Annotated in this window: 18 protein-coding genes; 9 read left to right on the top strand and 9 right to left on the bottom strand. The window is 67.0% G+C overall.

Annotated elements, in window-relative coordinates:
* Positions 1 to 37: 37 nt before the first annotated feature.
* A complete protein-coding gene (locus tag KU887_RS18145) occupies positions 38 to 160 on the bottom strand; it encodes a hypothetical protein (RefSeq protein ID WP_012493285.1) in 123 nt (40 codons plus the stop codon).
* A complete protein-coding gene (locus KU887_RS18140; protein WP_179148711.1) occupies positions 160 to 738 on the bottom strand; it encodes a DUF4865 family protein in 579 nt (192 codons plus the stop codon). The genes KU887_RS18145 and KU887_RS18140 overlap by 1 nt, the downstream gene beginning before the upstream one ends.
* A gap of 130 nt (positions 739 to 868) precedes the next feature.
* Here KU887_RS18140 and KU887_RS18135 point away from each other — a divergent pair, with 130 nt between their 5' ends.
* Together KU887_RS18135 and KU887_RS18130 are read left to right on the top strand one after the other, a co-directional pair.
* Positions 869 to 1726: a LysR family transcriptional regulator gene (locus KU887_RS18135; protein ID WP_012493284.1), complete on the top strand. Its 858-nt coding sequence runs from the start codon at positions 869 to 871 to the stop codon at positions 1724 to 1726.
* Positions 1727 to 1929: 203 nt separating this feature from the next.
* A complete protein-coding gene (locus KU887_RS18130) occupies positions 1930 to 2517 on the top strand; it encodes a YigZ family protein (RefSeq protein ID WP_006490745.1) in 588 nt (195 codons plus the stop codon).
* Between the two features lie 308 nt (positions 2518 to 2825).
* On the opposite strand, the gene ppk2 is transcribed toward KU887_RS18130, so the two are convergent.
* The 7 genes from ppk2 to KU887_RS18095 form a co-directional block, all read right to left on the bottom strand.
* On the bottom strand, positions 2826 to 3776 hold the full coding sequence (gene ppk2, locus KU887_RS18125; protein ID WP_006490762.1) for a polyphosphate kinase 2: 951 nt from the start codon (positions 3774 to 3776) through the stop codon (positions 2826 to 2828).
* Between the two features lie 88 nt (positions 3777 to 3864).
* Positions 3865 to 5259, bottom strand: coding sequence for an OmpW family protein (locus tag KU887_RS18120; protein WP_258256987.1), 1395 nt, complete (start codon positions 5257 to 5259; stop codon positions 3865 to 3867).
* 4 nt (positions 5260 to 5263) lie between these two features.
* Positions 5264 to 6559, bottom strand: a complete 1296-nt coding sequence (locus KU887_RS18115) for an HlyD family efflux transporter periplasmic adaptor subunit (protein WP_258256985.1) — start codon at positions 6557 to 6559, stop codon at positions 5264 to 5266.
* 12 nt (positions 6560 to 6571) lie between these two features.
* A complete protein-coding gene (locus KU887_RS18110) occupies positions 6572 to 7576 on the bottom strand; it encodes a hypothetical protein (protein WP_006481683.1) in 1005 nt (334 codons plus the stop codon).
* Positions 7573 to 9693, bottom strand: coding sequence for a peptidase domain-containing ABC transporter (locus KU887_RS18105; RefSeq protein WP_258256983.1), 2121 nt, complete (start codon positions 9691 to 9693; stop codon positions 7573 to 7575). The genes KU887_RS18110 and KU887_RS18105 overlap by 4 nt, the downstream gene beginning before the upstream one ends.
* Positions 9694 to 9836: 143 nt before the next feature.
* On the bottom strand, positions 9837 to 10022 hold the full coding sequence (locus KU887_RS18100; protein ID WP_006479215.1) for a hypothetical protein: 186 nt from the start codon (positions 10020 to 10022) through the stop codon (positions 9837 to 9839).
* A gap of 225 nt (positions 10023 to 10247) precedes the next feature.
* A complete protein-coding gene (locus KU887_RS18095) occupies positions 10248 to 10421 on the bottom strand; it encodes a hypothetical protein (RefSeq protein WP_258256974.1) in 174 nt (57 codons plus the stop codon).
* Positions 10422 to 10702: 281 nt separating this feature from the next.
* Between KU887_RS18095 and KU887_RS18090 the strand changes: the two genes are divergently transcribed.
* The 7 genes from KU887_RS18090 to KU887_RS18060 all read left to right on the top strand — a co-directional run bounded on the left by KU887_RS18090 (position 10703) and on the right by KU887_RS18060 (position 18373).
* Positions 10703 to 12118 carry a TolC family protein gene (locus KU887_RS18090; protein ID WP_258256971.1) on the top strand — a complete coding sequence of 472 codons (1416 nt, stop codon included), beginning with the start codon at positions 10703 to 10705 and terminating at the stop codon, positions 12116 to 12118.
* A gap of 487 nt (positions 12119 to 12605) precedes the next feature.
* Positions 12606 to 13643 (top strand): aliphatic amidase, encoded by a 1038-nt coding sequence (locus KU887_RS18085; RefSeq protein WP_006481691.1) that lies wholly within the window; start codon positions 12606 to 12608, stop codon positions 13641 to 13643.
* A gap of 68 nt (positions 13644 to 13711) precedes the next feature.
* Positions 13712 to 14194 carry an AmiS/UreI family transporter gene (locus KU887_RS18080; RefSeq protein ID WP_112750634.1) on the top strand — a complete coding sequence of 161 codons (483 nt, stop codon included), beginning with the start codon at positions 13712 to 13714 and terminating at the stop codon, positions 14192 to 14194.
* Positions 14194 to 15027 (top strand): CbbQ/NirQ/NorQ/GpvN family protein, encoded by an 834-nt coding sequence (locus KU887_RS18075; RefSeq protein WP_006495014.1) that lies wholly within the window; start codon positions 14194 to 14196, stop codon positions 15025 to 15027. Before KU887_RS18080 ends, KU887_RS18075 begins: the two co-directional genes overlap by 1 nt.
* On the top strand, positions 15024 to 16580 hold the full coding sequence (locus KU887_RS18070) for a nitric oxide reductase activation protein (protein ID WP_258256967.1): 1557 nt from the start codon (positions 15024 to 15026) through the stop codon (positions 16578 to 16580). The genes KU887_RS18075 and KU887_RS18070 overlap by 4 nt, the downstream gene beginning before the upstream one ends.
* Positions 16581 to 16612: 32 nt before the next feature.
* Entirely contained in the window at positions 16613 to 17755 is a 1143-nt protein-coding gene (locus KU887_RS18065) for a transporter substrate-binding domain-containing protein (RefSeq protein WP_006495016.1), read from the top strand.
* A gap of 6 nt (positions 17756 to 17761) precedes the next feature.
* Entirely contained in the window at positions 17762 to 18373 is a 612-nt protein-coding gene (locus KU887_RS18060; protein ID WP_006481676.1) for an ANTAR domain-containing response regulator, read from the top strand.
* Positions 18374 to 18478 lie beyond the last annotated feature (105 nt).

Here is an 18478-nt window from a genome sequence, read left to right as displayed (position 1 = left end):
GGCGCCCCCGCATCAACCGTCTCTGCACTGCAACGCGTTACCTGAACAGCAGCGCCAGCACCGTCGCGAGCGCCGCGATCGCGACGATGCCCGCCACCACGCCCGCCAGATGCGCGGCAATCACCACCCCTGCCGGCAGTCGCGACGCGATGCCGGCCATCACGCGCCGCCCGCTTCCAGCGTGTCGAGCAACGGTCTCGCCAGATGCAGGACTTGGTACATCGTGCCCGCGCCGCCGTCGTCCGGTTCATGTTCGGTCACGAGCGCACGCGTCAGCCGCCAGCGCAGCGGATCGAGACTGACGGCCGCCGCGACCACGCCCTGCCGCGCCGCCGCTTCGCGATTGCGTGCGATCTCTCGCGCCAGGACCGCATCGAGATCGGCGTCCGCCGGAATCTCGATCGTCTCCAGACGCGCGAAACGTCCCGTCGACGCACTGCCCTTGCGCGCGTCGAGCGCAATCTGCGTGTCGATCGGCGCGCGGCCGAAGCTGTCCGTGACGACCCGATAGCGGCCGTCCGTCACGAACCGCGCGAACGCCTGCTCGTTGCGCCACAGGTAAAACGACGCGTAGCCGTTTTCCGTCGCGCCATGGCGGCCGGCCTCACGCAGCAGGAAGCCCTTGAACAGCAGGTCGGGCGTGTCGTCCCACAGCCGGCCGCGCTCGCGCACGCGATCGCGGATGATGTCGAGATCGTAGTCCGCCGGCAGGCGGTGCACGTAGTACGCGGTCAACATGATCGACTCCTGGCGAAAGAAACGGACGGTATTCCGGACGGCATGAACGCAGCGTAGAAGACCTTGAATCATTTTAAAAGGAGATGGCAGAATATTTCAATGATTCGATTCTGAAATGAACGAGGGTGTGATGAAAACGCTCGACATCGAAGCCGTGCAGGCATTCGTGCTGACCGCGGACCTCAAGAGCTTCACGCGGGCCGCGGAAGTGCTGGACACGACGCAGTCCGCGGTGAGCCTGAAGATCAAGCGGCTGGAAGACGGGCTCGGCCGCCGCCTGCTGGAACGCACGCCGCGGCAGGTTCGCCTGTCGGCCGACGGCACCGCGTTCCTCGAGCCGGCGCGCGAACTGGTGGCCGCTCACCACGGCGCAATCAGCGCGTTCGGCACGAGCCAGCGGCGGCTGGTAATCGGCGTCAGCCACCATGTCGTCGGCGCCGACCTGCCGATGCTGCTGCGGCGGATGAGCGAAGCGGAGCCGGCGCTCGTGCTGGAGATTCGCGTCGCCGCGTCGCGCGACGTGCTCGACGCGTTCGACCGCGGCCAGCTCGACGCGGCCGTCGCGCTGCAACACGACAGCCGGCGGCTCGACGGCGAAACCATCCTGTCGGAGTCGTTCGGCTGGATGGCGGCGGCCGATTTCGAGTACCGTCCGCCGCAACCGCTGCGGCTCGCGACGCAGGCCGAACCGTGCAGCGTGCGCCGCATGGCGGTCGACGCGCTGGACCAGGCCGGGGTCGCGTGGACGGAGGTCTTTGTCGGCGGCGGCGTGGCGACGATCGGCGCGGCGGTGTCCGCGGGGCTGGCCGTCGCGGCGCTCGGGCATCGCGTGGCGCCCGCCGGCACCGTGGACGTGGGGATGCGTTACGGGCTGCCGCCGTTGCCGACGCGCGACGTGGTGCTCTACTCGAGCCTGACCGATGCGCGCGCCCGGCAGGCGCTACGCACGCTGGGCGCGGCGCTCCGGTCGTCGGTCGGCGTGCGCTGATGCGACGCCTGCCCTGCATGGCCTTCGGTGACGAATCCTGTACCGGCCAACGCGTCCATCGACGCCGCGTATGCCTGCCACGGTAAAATCGTGCCTTCGCCCTCCGTTCATGCAGACGATATCCATCCGTCCGCGGGCCAACGCCAAAAGCATCGACACATCATCATCGCCTTGATTTCCCACCATTTTCCGCGTCGCGACGCATGAGTTACTCGCTCGCCACCACCTACATCCGCGAACTCGAAATCCGCAAGAGCCGTTTCATCGCGTACGCGGTTCCCGTCGAGGATCGCGATGCCGCGATGCAGGTACTGCAACGCCTGCGCGACGAACATCCGGCGGCCACCCACGTGTGCTGGGCGCTGCTGGCGGGCGGCCAGTCGGGTATGTCGGACGACGGCGAGCCGTCGGGCACGGCGGGCCGGCCGATCCTCGAAGTGCTGCGCCATCACGACCTCGACGGCGTGCTCGGCGCGGTCGTGCGTTACTACGGCGGCGTGAAACTCGGCGCGGGCGGGCTGGTGCGTGCGTACACGGATGCGATCGCGTCGGCGCTGCTCGATGCCGAGCGCGTCGAGCGCATTCGGTACACGCGGCTCGCGATCGAGATCGGCTACCCGGAAGAGGCGCGCGTGCGCCGCTGGATCGAACAGGCGGGCTACGCGCTGGTGGACAGCGCGTACGGAATGACGGTGAAGCTCGTGATCAAGCTGCCCGAAACCGCCGAAGCCGCGGCAAGAGTCGAACTGTTCGACCTGACGCAGGGGCGCTCGGGCTTTCCGGAGATGTGAGCCGCTGCGGCGACAAGCCCGCGCGGCGCACGCTCCACTTTTTACAAGGTCTCTCAGGTTCCGGCTACCGCTTGGGACCCTCGGCGCGACTGGTTTTTCCTCAGTGCGCCGGAATCGCACCGTTTCAACGGTGTCGACGCATATCGACGCGAACATGACGGTACGCCTTCGCGACCGTCAATCCGACATCTTGAAAGACTGTCAAACCTGTCGCACCGCATCGCCCGCCATCGACCGGAACGCCTCAAAAAAACGCGCCGCATCATGCGGCGCGCTTCGTCACATCGCGTGTAGACCGGCTAGAACGGTCAATAAACGTCCGGCACGATCATGTTGTCCGGCACCGGCCGGCGAATGTAATCCTCGTGATGTTCGCGCTGCGGCAGATCGATCGTCGGACGCGGCACCTCGTGATACGGCACCTGGCCGAGCAGATGGTGAATGCAGTTCAGCCGCGCGCGCTTCTTGTCGACCGCCTGCACGACCCACCACGGCGCCTCGGGAATATGCGTGCGCTGCAGCATCTCTTCCTTCGCGGCCGTATAAGCCTCCCAGCGGCGGCGGCTTTCGAGATCCATCGGGCTCAGCTTCCACTGCTTCAGCGGATCCTCGATGCGGCTCTGGAAGCGCAGTTCCTGCTCGTGATCGGTGATCGAGAACCAGTACTTGACGATCTGGATCCCGCTGCGCACCAGCATCTTCTCGAACTCGGGCACCGACCGGAAAAATTCCTCGTACTCGTCGTCGGTGCAGAAATTCATCACGCGCTCGACGCCCGCGCGGTTGTACCAGCTGCGGTCGAACAGCACGATCTCGCCGCCCGCCGGCAGATGCGCGACATAGCGCTGGAAGTACCACTGCGTACGCTCGCGGTTGTTCGGCGCGGGCAGCGCGGCGACCCGGCACACGCGCGGGTTCAGGCGCTGCGTGATGCGCTTGATCGCACCGCCCTTGCCGGCCGCGTCGCGCCCTTCGAAAATGACGACGAGCCGATGCCCGGTGTGCACGACCCAGTCCTGCAGCTTCACGAGCTCGCCCTGCAAGCGGAACAGCTCGCGGAAATATTCCTTGCGCGCTTCGCGGCGCTCGGGCGAGAACAGCAGATCCTCACCGTCGTCGAAGCGGCGGTCGTCGAGCTCCATCTCGAGCTCTTCATCGTAGGCGTCGACGAGATCCTCCTCGAAACGGCGCTGGCGCGCTTCCATCGAGCTCGTATCGGTGCGGTTGTCGGTCTCGGTGCGGGTATCGTTGTCGCCCATGGGGCCTCCTTCCATCATTGACGCAGCCAAACCCCACCATTATCCCAGCGTCGCGCGTCAAATTCATGAAAATGGGCGGCCATGCCCGTCAGAAGCGGAAGTTCAGCAGCACGGTGGCCAGCACCGGATTCGCCGAAATATCGAACGTATTCGACGCAAGCGTGCGATTCGGCTGACTGATGTCGAGCGTGATCCTGGTGCGCAGCGGGATGTAGGTCACCATCCCGGTGATCCAGAACCGGCGCGTGATCTGGTAGCTGGCGCCGACGGTGAACACCGGCTCCCACACGCTCTTCACCTTCGCCGATACGTTGGTCCGCCCCGACAGCAGCAGGTCGCCGCCGGCATCCCAGATCCGCTGGAACAACGCCGGATCGAGCAGCAGCGACTGCAGGCTGCCGATGTCCGCGCCCGCCGCGAGCAGGCCGCCGAGCGACGCCAGCTTGCGCTGGAACACCGGGTTCAGGTTCGTGTTCGTGAAGCGCGTGTAGCTGATGCCGAGGCCCGCGAACGGGCGGAACCGATCGTCGCGCTCGCCGAGGTAGTACTTGAACACGACCGAGCCGAGCCAGGCCCGCGTGGTCGCGAGCGGGTTGCTTTGCGTGTTCGCGAGATCGATCAGCGGAAAGCGGCCGTGCACGCCGGCAAAGATGCGGTCGAGCGGCAGCGCGATGCTGCCGTGCCCGCGCAGCGTCAGCACCGGCGGAATGCCGGCGCCGAGTTCGGCCGCCCAGTGCTCGGAGACGAAATGCGTGAACGTGAACGCCAGCGTGTTCGTATTGCTGAGCGACAGGCTCGAACCCGCGTTCTGGAAACTGTTCAGCCCGAGCGCGTCGGTATGCGTCGTCACGGGCGTCGAGCGGCCGGTCGTCCCGACGAAGTGCCAGCCGAGACCGACCATGTTGCGGTCGTCGCCCATCAGTTGCTCGAGCAAGGGCGGCGCCTGCGCGGCCGGCAGATCGGGCAGCCGCGATGGATCGACCGGATGCAGTTCGTACGGCATCCGGTCGGCATGGACCACGCCGCGCGCCGTTGCGTCGCCGGCCGGCGCATCGTGCGTGGCGGCCGGATCGCAGCCGCCGCCGGCACCGGTGTCGTCGAAACCGATGCCGTCCGCGCCGTCGTCGCCCGCGGCCGCGCAGGCGCGCGCGGCTGCGCCGGTTCGCTGCCCGAGCGTGATCTTGCGGGCGGTCAGCGGGACGGTATCGGGTTGCCGTCCGTCGCTCGACAATGGGTTGCGTGCGCCGCGCGCCGGCCCCGCATCGGTCGTCCATGCGCGCGCATCGAAGCCGTCCGCATCGCCGCCCGGCCAGAAGCCGATCCCGTCGGCGCCGGCCTGCCAGCGCGATGCAGCGTCGCCGTCGGGCTGCGGTGCGGCGTGCGCGGCGGTCGCGCACGCGACCAGCGTCGCACCGAGCCAGCGCGACAGCGGACGCACGGTGCCCGGCCGCGCGCGGCGGCGGCGTGTGTCGCGATTCCCCATCGGCTCAGACCGGCACGCCGAACAGGCGCTGGCGAATCCGGTACAGCGGCTCGAACAGCCATTCGAGCAGGCTGCGCCGCTCCAGCACGATGTCCGCCTTCAGCATCATCCCGGCCCGCAACGACAGCGGCCGCCCGTCGAACGACGGCGTGCGCTCGGCGAGTTCGACCCAGGTCTTGAAGTAGGTCTGCGGCGCGGCCGCATCGCCCGGCAGGTTCAGCTCCTTCGCCGAGAACGCGACGGGCGAGATCGACAGCACCTTGCCGCGATACGTACCGAACTTCTCGACCGGATAGCTTGCGTACGCAACCTTCACCGCCTGCCCCTTCTTCACGAAGCCGGCCTTCGACGACGGAATGTAGACCTCGGCGATCAGCCCGTCGGCCTTTGCCGGCAGGATCTCGACGACGCGCGTGCCGGGCGGGTCGATCACGCTGCCCTGCACGACGTCGAGCCGCACGATCTGCCCGTCGGCCGGCGCGTACAGCACCTGGTTCACGTTCTCGTCGATGTTGTATTCCTTCGCGTTCAGCTCCTCCTGCTTGATCTTCAGCTCCGCGTTCGCGCCGTCGTACTTGCTCTGCATCGTGTCGAGGTCGCCGCGCAGCTTCATCGCGTTCTTCGCGAGTTCGGCGCGGCGCAGCAGCAGGTCCTGGTACGCCTGCCCGGCCTGCAGGTATTGCGTGTTGACCTGGTTGTACTGTTCGAGCGTCACCACCTGTTCGTCGAGCAGCTGCTTCACGCGTGCGCGCCGTTCGCCGTATTCGTCGACGATGCGCTTCTGGTCCTGGATCTGCCGGTCGATCAGCCCGCGGCTCTCGCCCTGCGCGGCGATCTGCTGGTTGATCTGCTGCACCGACGACCGGTATTCGAGCCGCGCCGCGTCGATCTGCTGCGTCACCTCGATGCGCTGCCGGTCGAGCGCCGCGCGCATCCCCTGCACGTTGTTCGCCTGGCTGACGAAGCTCGTGTCGCGCGTCACCGCGAGCAGCCGCTGGCCGGCCTTCACGTGCTGATCCTTGCCGACGTAGACCTCGCGTACCGCCCAGCCCGGCGGCGCACCGACGCCGATCAGCCCGGAGCGCGGCGTCAGCATCCCCGACACGCTCTCGGTGTTCGCGTAGCTCAGCTCGACCAGCGCGGTCACGAACATCGCGAACATCGCCAGCGACAGGTAGCAGAAGAACCGCATCGACACCGGCACGTCGACGACGCCGTGAATCACGGTGCCGAAGGTCGTGCCGCGCGCGAGCTTGCGCGACGGCTTCTGTTCTCGGAGGGCGGAATTCCAGGTCGGCATGGGGCGGGCTCGTCAGGAGCGACGCCGCGCGGCCGCATCGAGCAGCGGCGCCGGCATCAGGTAAGGCGTGAAGTGTTCCCAGAAATGCCACTGCTCGGGCTGGCGCACGAGCGCCTGCTCGAGACGGTCGACGATGCGCTGGTGCGTCGCGCGCACCGGTGACGCGTCGTCGTCGGTGCCGAGCATCGGCGCGAGCGGGCTGGCCGCGAGCGCGGTGAAATGCACCGCGCAGCGATCGCGGAACGGCACGCCGGTCGCATACGCGACCAGCAGCGGAATGCCCTGCTCGACCGCGAGCTTCACGCCGCCGCCGGCCATCCGCACCCAACGCCCGCCGAGCCGGCAGCGATTGGTCTTGCCGAATTTGCCGTGCAGGTCGGAGAACAGCAGGAACACCGGCGCCTCGCGTCGCAGGCTCGTGATCAGCCGCCGCAGGTGTACGCGCTCCTCGATGTCGATGAATTCGACTTCGCCGGCGCCGTACTCGGCGACGAGCCGCAGCGCATCGTCGAAGAACGCGCCCGGCGCATCGCGGTGCAGGATCACCATCAGCTTGCGATCGTCGGGAATCATGAAACGCAGCTTCGTGACGAACAGCATCAGGTTGCCGAAGTGCAGCCCCGCCAGCATCAGCGGGCCGCCGCGTGCGAGTGCGGCGCGCAACTGGTCGTCGCCCTCGCACGCCATGCCGTCGATCATCGTCTTCATCGATGCGAGGCTGTGCGTGCGCAGCTTGAGCCCCGCGAACTCGGCCTCGAACAGCTCGCGCACGATCGCGGCCGACACTTCCCGCACGCGCCGCGGATCGTCGTTCAGGTGCGCGCCCAGCATGTAAGCGACCGCGCGCTCGATCGACTCGCGAATGCACGGAAAGCAGCGCAGGCACGCGCCCGAGCACCAGCGCATCAGCCGCAGCCCGCGCGCGGGCGACGTGCGCAGCGCGACCGCGCGCACCGCGCGGCGCACCAGGAACGCATAGGAGAACGGATTGAGCAGGAACAGTCGCCCGAGCATCACCGCGACTCCTCGTTCGCACGCCACGCGTCGGTCGCGTCGGTCAGCACGCCGTCGTGCATCCGGTAGATCCGGTCGACCATCGACAGGATCGACGCATCGTGCGTGACGAGCACGATCGTGCACGGCAGCGTCAGCACGTTGCGGCAGATTTCGTGCGTGGTCGTCTGGTCGAGATTCGACGAAAACTCGTCGAGGATCAGCAGGCGCGGCTCGCAATACAGCGCCCGCGCGATCAGCAGCCGCTGCATCTGGCCGGCCGACAGGAATTTCTGCGTATCGCCGAGCGGCGTGTCGTAGCGATGGTCGAGCCGCTCGATCTCGTCGTGGATGCATGCGAGCTTCGCCGCGTCGAACATCGCGCCGATTCGCGGCGCGGGCGCGAAATTCGTGATGTTGTCGCGGATCGTCCCGCGAAACAGCTGGTCGGACTGCGTGACGGCCGCGAGATGCTTCCGGTATTGCCGCAGGTTCACTTCCGCGAGATCGACGCCGCCGACGAACAGCGTGCCGGGCGCGGGCCGCACGAGCCCGCAGATCAGGTTCAGCAGCGTCGTCTTGCCGCTGCCGGTGCGCCCGACGATCGCGATCTTGCTGCCGGCCGGCACGTCGAGCGTCACATCGCTCAGGATCGGCCGCTGGCCGCCCTTCGGCGTGTACGACAGCGCGCGGATCGACAGCGCGCCGTCGAACCCGTCGACCGGCCGCACGACCGCGTCCGGCGCCGGCTCCTCGGTCTCGGTCTGCAGCACGTCCGCGACGCGATCCATGTGCACCTGCAGCACCTTGCGCCGCACGTAGAGCTGGATCGAATCGATGAACTTGTCCGCGAACAGGTTCTTGTACTGGATGAACGCGTAGATCACGCCGATCGTGCTCTGGCCGTGCATCACGAGCCACGCGCCGTATGTGACGATCACCAGTTGCTCGACGTGCACGATCCCCTTCGAGATCGCATCGAACAGCAATTGCAACCGCTCCTGCTGGCGCATCGCCTGCAGCTTCTGCGTGAACGCATTGACCCACAGGCTGCTGCGCGCGGTTTCGGCCGACAGCAGCTTGATCGAATGCGCGGACCGGATGTTCTCGATCAGCAGCGCGTCGGCCTCGGCGCCGCGGGTGAGGATCTGCGACATCGCGTCCTGCAGCTGCGGCTGGATCGCGAGCCGGCTCAATGCGAACAGCACCATCCCGGCGAGGCTGATGCCGGCCAGCACGGGGCTGTAGTACAGCATCAGCACGAGCGTCAGCGTGCAGGTGACGATGTTCAGCAGCCCGCCGACCAGCCCGTCGACGAGAAACCGCCCGACCTCCGACACCGACGACACGCGCGAGATCGAATCGCCGGTGTTGTGAAACAGGAAATAGCCGATCGGCAGCCGCGCGAGATGGCCGACCAGGTTCGCCGACAATTGCTGCGACACGATGTTGCGCAGATAGCTCTTGATGTTGCCGACCAGGTTCGCGTAGAGCGTGTCGAACAGGAACACGATCGCGAACAGGATCGTCAGCAGGTACAGGATGTCGACGTCGGTCTTCTTCAGCGCCTCGTCGATCGTCAGTTGCACGTACGACGGGCCGAGCAACAGCAGGAGCTGCGCGGCGACGCCGCCCGCGATGCCGATCGCGAGGCTCTTGCGGATGCCGGTCAGCCCTTCGAGGTAGTCGCGCAGCCGGATCCGGTCGGCCTGCCCGGCCCGCGTGAACCCGATGTCCGGATTCAATTCGAGCGCATAGCCGGTGATGTGCGTGAGCGCCTGCGCGAGCGGCAGCTTCGTCTCGCCGAGCGCGGGGTCGACGATATGCACGCTGCCGTAGCCGACCTTCGTCAGCACGACATAGTGGTTCATCCCCCAGTGCAGGATGCACGGCGTCTTCAGCGCGTCGAGCTCGCCCGCGTCGAACTGCAGCCCGCGGGCGCGCAGGCCGAGATCGTTGGCGATCTCCATCAGGTCGAAGAACGACAGGCCGGAGTCGATCCGCACCGGATAGCGGTTGCGCAGCGTGCGCAACGTCGTTTCGCGCCCGTGCCACGACGCGATCATCGCGAGACAGGCCAGGCCGCACTCCGTCACTTCGTCCTGCAGGACCGGACGGACTTTACGCGTATTGAAGAGCATGGTCGGGCACCCGGGGCGCGACGACGCGCCGCCCGGGCCAGCCAGTGCGGGCCCGTGGCGGGTCGTGCGCGATACGCATGAGGCGCAGCCGGCGCTACCGGCCGCGACGGAAGATCGGCGTTACCGGCCGCTCGGCGGGCCGCTCAGCGCGACGAGCCGAGCGACATCCGGAACTGTTCGACGGCGTGGGCCTGGTACTGGGTCATCAGTCCTTGCAGCGTGGTCCCGATCGACTGATTGACGAGATCGACCGTATAGGCGGCCGAGTTGGAGTAAAGCGACGCGCCGCCCCGAATCTGGCGGGCCTGTTCTTCCGTGATGTCTCGCATTTGTTGTGGCCTTTATATTGTCGGAATGCCAACAGCCGTCGGCCAATTGCAAGCTCAATGGCCGTTCACTTTATTACGGCGATAATCCGGCACTCCCGCCTCCTGACAATCGCCCGATTTCGAAATAATGCATTTCGAAGTCACTTTATATCCACTGCGGCGATCGATTCTTTTCCTTCTGTTTCGCAGCATTTCACGCGGGGGGCGCCTCCCCGCGCACGGCGGTTACTTGCCGGTGTTATTGAACGTCTTCGGGTTCTGCAGGTAATTGCCGAGGCTCGGCAGGAATTGGCCGAGCGCGGTCACCACCAGCGCGGCGTCAACGGCGAGGCTACCCAGCGAGCTGATCGCACCGCCGCCATGCACATTCCTGACCTGTTCCGTCGTCATGACCTTCATCATTCTCTCCTCGTAAAAAATAAAGATGATGCAAAGAACCTTCATTGAAAGACCAACGGCTTTTAATCCCGAGCGACTTGTTAATCTAATAATCACTGCGATTACCAGCCGAAATCAGGCTATCATGCGGGCACGTCGGAATTCAATGGAGGACACACTCTTACAGCCATATTTTCCGATGCGCGGCGAGTAGCAGGCATTCACGCTGTTTGAATTTCAATTTCAAAACGTTTAAATCCCGCCGCAATGCATTGCGGCACGGACAGGAGACGGAGACGGCCATGTTTGAAACGAGGCGCACGAATCGCGGGTCGGCGACACCGGATGCGGGTATTTCCCTATCAAGATTTTCGACTAGGTGGAATCCCCGACTTGCAACCATGACATTGTTCGCTGTAACGATGATCGGCGTGCCGGCACACGCCCGTGCGTTCTGCCTCGATACCGCCTACCAGTACGCGTCCGGGCACGATCCGCGCTACCTGCAAGCCCGCAGCGAATACGACGCGGCCCGCCAGAAATTCCCCGAGGCGCGCGCGCAGATGCTGCCGCAGGCTGCCGCGCAGCTCGAATGGGGGCGCTACGGCACGCACGCGAACCTGTTCGGCATCGACGTCAGCGGATCGAGCAACGCGGCATACGGTTCCGCGCAGGTGACGCAAGCGCTGTTCAACGTGCCCTACCTGTACGACATGCGGCGCGCGACCGAGTACGAGGAAGCGGCGAAGCAGAAACTGGAAGTCGCGAAGCAGGACCTGATCCTGCGGGTCGCGAATGCGTGCTTCGATCTGCTGAGCGCGCGCGAGAAACTGCAATCGGCCGACGACGAAGTCAGCGCGCTCACGCGGCTCGAAAGCGACACGCGGCGCATGGCGCAGCTCGGGATGAAGACGATCGGCGACACCGCCGAGATCGAGGCGCGCCGCAGCCTCGCGCAATCCGACGAGGCGCTCGCGCAGACCGACGTCGACGCGCGGCGCGCGCGTTACGAGACCTTGCTCGGCTCGACGATCGATTTCGCGCGCTGGCCGCGGCTCGCGATGCGCGGGTCTTCGCCGCGCATTCCGTCCGGCGACTACGCGCCGCAGGACAACCCCGCGTACCGGCAGGCCTATCGCGACGTTCAGGTCGCGCGGCTCGCCGCGAAACGTGTCAGCGCCGAGCACTTGCCGACCGTCGACCTGTTCGCGTCGTATTCGCGCGGACTCAACCCGAACCTGCGCGGGCTCACCGATCGCTCGGACTTCCATCAAAGCGCGGTCGGCGTGCAGGTGACGATCCCGATCTTCTCCGGCGGCAGCGTGTACTACCGGCAGGTCGAGGCCGAGCACGTGACCGAGCAGTATCGCAACCGGCTGCGCGAGGTCGAGGAGCAACTGGGCACCGATCATCGCGAGGCGTTGTCCGCGCTCGAATCGGTCGGCAAGCGCATTCGCGCGCTGCAGCAGTCGCTGCAGGCCGCGCGGCTCGCGTACGATTCGTCGATGAAGGCGCACCAGGTCGGCTACAGCACGACGTACGAAACGCTGAACCTGCGGCGCGACATTTCGGGCATCCGGCAGAAGCTGTTCGACAGCTATCTCGATGCGCTGAAGTTGCAGTTGAAGCTGAAAAGCGTGCTCGGCACGCTCGACGAACAATCGCTGATCGCGGTGGACGCCTTCCTCGAAAGCAACGCGGCGAACGATCGGAGCTGAACGCGTCTCGGCGTATATCGCGGCGTCGCATAAAGTTGCGTACACAACTTTATAGCGGTGCGCCGATGCACCGGCCGATTGCTTCGGCGACACCGTTGCATCGCGATTGCCGTGCGTTGCTCCCGGCAAACTTGCGTCCGACCCCGCACGAGCGCGCCACGCAATGCGCGGTCCCGGCCGCACGTCGGGCCGCTCGCCCCGCCTTCACGACGTGCAGGGGTATACGCGATGTTGCGTCCGAAAAAAACTTTGCATAGAGTGCATCCCATCGATCCGGCGGACAAAGACGTCCCACGATCGTGCGCAGCGCGAGCCCGATAGCCCGCGCTTCGCCGGCCGCGCATCCGGCCACTCATCCGCATTCCCGTTATCCGACAGCGTTGTCGGATGAACGGACCGGCAAAGAAGCCCTTGCCTCGCTCGTCGAGGCAAGGGCTTTTTTTTGCCTTTCGAAAACGCACGTCTTCACCCGAACCAGGAGCACACCATGCGTCATGGCGATATTTCCAGCAGCAACGACGCCGTCGGCGTCGCCGTCGTCCAGTACAAGATGCCGCGCCTGCACACCCGCGCCGAGGTGATCGCGAACGCCCGCGAAATCGCGGAGCGCGTGGTCGGCATCAAGCGCGGCCTGCCCGGCATGGATCTCATCGTGTTTCCCGAGTATTCGACCCACGGGATCATGTACGACGCGAAGGAGATGTACGACACGGCATCGACGATCCCCGGCGAGGAAACCGACATCTTCGCGGCCGCGTGCCGCAAGGCCAACGTGTGGGGCGTGTTCTCGCTGACCGGCGAACGCCACGAGGAGCACCCGAACAAGGCGCCGTACAACACGCTCGTGCTGATCGACAACCGGGGCGAGATCGTGCAGAAGTACCGCAAGATCATGCCGTGGGTGCCCGTCGAAGGCTGGTATCCGGGCAACTGCACGTACGTCGCCGACGGGCCGAAGGGGCTCAAGATCAGCCTGATCATCTGCGACGACGGCAACTATCCGGAGATCTGGCGCGATTGCGCGATGCGCGGCGCCGAGCTGGTCGTGCGCTGCCAGGGTTACATGTACCCGGCAAAGGATCAGCAGGTGCTCGTGTCGAAGGCGATGGCGTTCATGAACAACTGCTATGTCGCGGTCGCGAACGCATCCGGGTTCGACGGCGTGTATTCGTATTTCGGGCACTCGGCGATCGTCGGCTTCGACGGCCGCACGCTCGGCGAATGCGGCGAGGAAGAAAACGGCGTGCAGTATGCGGAACTGTCGGTGAGCCTGATCCGCGACGCGCGCCGCAACATGCAGTCGCAGAACCACCTGTACAAGCTGCTGCACCGCGGCTACACCGGCAAGATCGGCTCCGGCGAATCGCCGAACGGCGTCGCGCAATGCCCGTTCGAGTTCTACGCGAACTGGGTGAACGATCCGGACGGCACGCGCCAGGCCGTCGAGCGCCTGACGCGCGCGACACCCGGCACGCCCGAATGCCCGATCGAAGGCATTCCGTCCGAAGCGCCCGCGCACCGCTGAGCCCGCGCATTGCCCGGCCGTTCGCGTCGCCTGCGCGAACGGCTCCGCCCCACTCTGGAGCCTTCATCATGCTCGGTGTCGCTCTCTTCTTCATCGGCGCGGTGCTGGTCGTCAACGGCGTCGCGCTGACCGGCCGCATCGAACCGCGCGACGCGGCCGGCCTGAACCTGCTCGTCGGCTTGCTCGCGCTGCTGATCAACCTCGCCGGCCTCGTGCAGGCATCGGCGCCCCCGCAGTATTTCTCGAGCGCGGGCGGCCTGCTGTTCGCGTTCACGTACCTGTATCTGGCGGCCGTCCAGTGGCGCGGGCTGCAAGGCGCGGGGCTCGGCTGGTACTGCCTGTTCGTCGCGATCAGCGCGCTCGTCTATGCGGGCACGTCGCACGACGTGCGCTTCGGTGCGATGTGGCTGCTGTGGTCGAGCCTGTGGTTCCTGTTCTTCGTCGCGCTCGGGCTGAAGCGGCGCGTACGCTTCCTGCCCGGCTACACGATCGCGATCGGTGTCGGCACCTGCTGGTTGCCCGGCATGCTGATGATGACGGGGAGGTGGTGATGAGCGCACGCGATACGCCGCTGGCCGCCGATCCGCTCGCCGGACACCGCATCGTCGACGCGCCGTTCTACCAGCCGGCCGGCGCCGAAGCCGACTGGTTCGAGACGGCCTGCCGCCAGCGCCTGCCGGTCCTGCTGAAAGGGCCGACCGGTTGCGGCAAGACGCGTTTCGTCGAGTACATGGCGTGGCGCATGGGCCTGCCGCTGATCCAGGTCGCGTGCAACGACGATACGTCCGCAGCCGACCTGACGGGCCGGCACCTGCTCGACGCCGACGGCACCTACTGGGCCGACGGGCCGCTCACGCTCGCCGCGCGGCATGGCGCGATCTGCTATCTCGACGAGATCGTCGAGGCGCGCCCCGACGCGACGGTCGTGATCCACCCGCTGACCGACTCGCGGCGCGTGCTGCCGCTCGACCGGCTCGGCGAAGTCGTGCATGCGCATCCGGATTTCCATCTGGTGATCTCGTACAACCCCGGCTATCACGGCGAGCACCGGCGGCTGAAGCCGTCGACGCGGCAACGCTTCGTCGCGATCGACTTCGGCTATCCGGACGCCGCGCACGAGGCCGAGGTCGTCGTGCGCGAAAGCGGCGTCGATCGCGACACCGCGCGCCGGCTCGTCGATCTCGCGCAGCGCACGCGTGCGCTGGCCGGCGACGGGCTCGACGAAGGCGCCTCGACACGCCTGCTCGTGCACGCGGCCCGGCTTATCGTCGCGGGGCTCGCGCCGCTCGACGCGTGCCGGATCGCGATCAGCGACGCGGCGACCGACGACGCCGACACGCGGGCCGCGCTGCAGACGATGGCCGCCGCGCACTTCGCGACATGAGCGCGCTGCACCTCGCCCGCTTCCTGAACGGGATGACCGCGTACGAGACCGATGTGCGGCTCGACGATACGGCGCTGCGTGCGACGCTCGGCCATGCGGCGCTGCGCGTGCCGGGTACGCTGCCGCCCGCCGCGCACATCGCGGCGGCCGCGCACGCGCTCGCGCACTGGCTGCATTCGCCGTCGGGCGAACCGGCCGACACACTGACGCGGATCGGTATCGCGGTCGCCGGGTTGATCGAGGATGCGCGTGTGGAGGCGCTGCTCGTCCGCACGTGGCCGGGGCTGGCGACGTTCTGGGCGCCGGCTTTCGCACCGATCGACCGCGAAGGGCTCACGTTCGGCCGCCTCTGCGCCCGGCTCGCGAAGGCGCTGTTCGATCCGTCGTATCGCGACGGCAACCCGTGGGTCGACAAGGGCGCGCAGTGGTTCGCGGAACGGCGCGACCGGCTCGACGACTACCGCGCATTCCGCACGATCGCGTCGCGGCTCGCGAACGATCTCGGCCAGATGCGCGTGCGCTTCGAGCCCGACGACGGCGCGTGGCTGCCGTATCGCGACGACAACGCGTGGCTGTGGGCGCAACCCGCCACCGCGGCCGAACAGGCGGGCCACGCAGGCATCGAGATGTCGGCGGCGACCGGCGGCCAAAGCGACGAACCCGACGACGAGCCTCGATCGGCACCCGATGCGCCGCGCTATCCCGAATGGAATTGCCATACGCGACGCGAGCGCCGCGACTGGACGACCATCGTCGAGCGCGCGCCCGTCACGTCGGCTCCGCCGCGCTCGCTGGCCGCGCTGATCGAGGCCGACCGGCGCACGGCGAAGCGGCTACCGTCGCCGCGTGCGTCGGAACCGATGCGGCGCGTCGGCCGCCAGCTCGATGGCGACGCGCTCGACGTCGACGCGGCGATTGCCGCCCGCATCGCGCGCCGCGCCAGGCAAGCGCCCGATCCGCGCGTGTTCCGTCGCCGCGTGCCCCACGACGCGCGCGGGCCCGTGCTGATCCTGCTCGACCTGTCCGCATCGACGGCCGCACAGGTCGCCGCGCTCGAAAAACGCGCCGCGTTCGTGCTCGGCGACCTGTTCGACCGGCAGCGACGGCGCTGGGCCGTGCACGGCTACACGTCCGACGGCCGGCATCGCGTGTACTACGCGCGCTTCAAGGATTTCGGCGACGCGTTCGACACCGGCCGTCGCGCGGCGCTGCTCGCGGCCGACGCCGGGATGAGCACGCGCACCGGCGCGGCACTGCGTCATGCGCTTGCGCTGCTGCGTCGCGAAGCGGCAAGCGCGCGCGCCGCCGTGCTGATGATCGGCGACGGCGAAGCCGCCGACATCGACGTGTTCGACCCGCGCTATCTCGTCGAGGATGCGCGCCACGCGGTGCGCCAGGCCCGGCAGCGCGGCGTCGCGATCGCGGGTTTGTCGTTCGGCGCGCCGCCGGGGTTGTCTACAATACTCGGCGTCGGCCCCGGCTGCGTGCATGCGGCGACCGGTGACGCCCTGCCCGCCGTCGTCGCGCACGCGGCCGGGCGGTTGAGCGCATGACGGCCCTCCCCGGAACAGACAGGACAGACCGAATGAACAGTGTGAAGGTTGGCGTATTGTTCTCGCAGAGCGGATGCACGTCGCACCTCGGCCAGAGCCAGTTGCGCGGCACGCTGCAGGCGATCGCCGAGATCAACGAAGCGGGCGGCGCGAACGGCTGCGAGATCGTGCCCGTCGTGCGCGATGCGTGCTCGGACCCGGCCGTCTACGCACGGCTCGCCGACGAGCTGATCGCCACCGAACGCGTGAACGTGCTGTTCGGCGGCTACATGTCGAGCAGCCGCAAGGCGCTGATTCCGATCGTCGAGAAGTGGGACAAGCTGCTGTTCTACCCGACGCTCTACGAAGGCTTCGAGTTCTCGCCGAACGTGATCTACACCGGCGCCGCGCCGAACCAGAACAGCGTGCAGCTCGCCGCGTTCATGACCGCGCAGTTCGGCGCGCGCGTGTACCTGGTCGGCTCCGACTACATCTATCCGTACGAGTCGAACCGCATCATGATCGACCTCGTCACGCAGCATCCGGAAGGTCAGATCCTCGGCGAGGTGTACATGCCGCTCGTCGCGTCCGAGCAGGATTTCGCGGCGGTGGTCGAGGACATTCGCGCGAAGGCGCCCGACTTCGTGTTCAGCACGCTGGTCGGCGACAGCACGGCCGCGTTCTACCGCGCGTATGCGCAAGCCGGCCTCGACGCACGCAAGATGCCAATCGCGAGCCTGACGACGTCCGAAATCGAGCTCGGCCAGATGGGCGCGGCCGCGGCCGGCCACTACACGTCGTCACCCTATTTCCAGACCATCGATTCCGACGTGAACCGGCGCTGCATCGCGCAACTCAAGGCGCGCTTCGGCGACGACGCGAGCGCGTCCGCGCCGTGGGAAGCCGCGTATTTTCAGGTCCATCTGTTCGCCAATGCGCTCGCACGCGCCGGCACCGACCAGCGCGACCGGCTCGTCGAGCATCTCGCGGATGCGGAATTCGATGCGCCGCAGGGCCGCGTGAAGATCGACCGGCTCACGCAGCACACGTGCCTGTACCCGCGCATCGGCTGCGCGACGGCCGACGGCAATTTCACGATCGTGCGCGAAGCGACGCGCCGCGTGCATCCCGACCCGTACCTCGTCACGCACTCGCTCGGCGACCGCGTGCACGCGCCCGACGAACTGAAGGCGTAACCGACGATGCGCGCCCGCACCCCGATCCGCTCGACGCCCCGCCTGCTCGCCGAACTGCGTTCGCTGCGCGTGATGGTGTACTACCCGGACGACGACAACGGCCTGCTGCTCGTCGAGCAACTGTCGCGCATCGGCTGCCCGAGCGAGCAGCGCTGGCCGCCGCCCGCGACGCTGCCGGAAAGCGTCGATCTCGTGATTCTCGCGGTACGGCCCGACCTGCTGCACCTGTCGATCCCGTGGCTCGAGGACGACGCGCGGCCGCCGCTCATCGCCGTCACGACCTACGAGAGCCCCACCATCCTCGAACTGATGCTGCGCATCGATGCGCAGAGCGCGGTCACGACGCCGGTGCGCTCGTTCGGCCTGTTGAGCGCGATGGCGCTCGCGTGTCATCAAAGCCGCCGGCACGACGAATACCGGCGCCGTATCGCGCAACTCGAACAGCGCGCGATGTCCGTGCGCACGCTGCAGGAAGCGAAGGCGCTGCTGATGCAGCACAACGCGATCAGCGAGGAAGAGGCGTATCAACAGATCCGCACGCAGGCAATGGAGCGGCGCATCTCGATCAATCAGCTCGCCGAGCAGATCGTGCAGGCGCATGCGTTGCTGAAGCGGTGATGCATTCGGCAAATGCTCCTACACGATTGAATTGCAAACATACACACCCTGCCAATAATTCAGGCAATAAAAAAGCCGCCTGATATTCCGGCGGCTTCTGCTCCA

Source organism: Burkholderia sp. EMB26, assembly GCF_024730645.1.
Classification (GTDB): Bacteria; Pseudomonadota; Gammaproteobacteria; order Burkholderiales; family Burkholderiaceae; genus Burkholderia; species Burkholderia cenocepacia.
The sequence above is the reverse complement of the archived record's forward strand: the minus strand, read 5'-3'. Positions and strand labels throughout refer to the sequence as shown.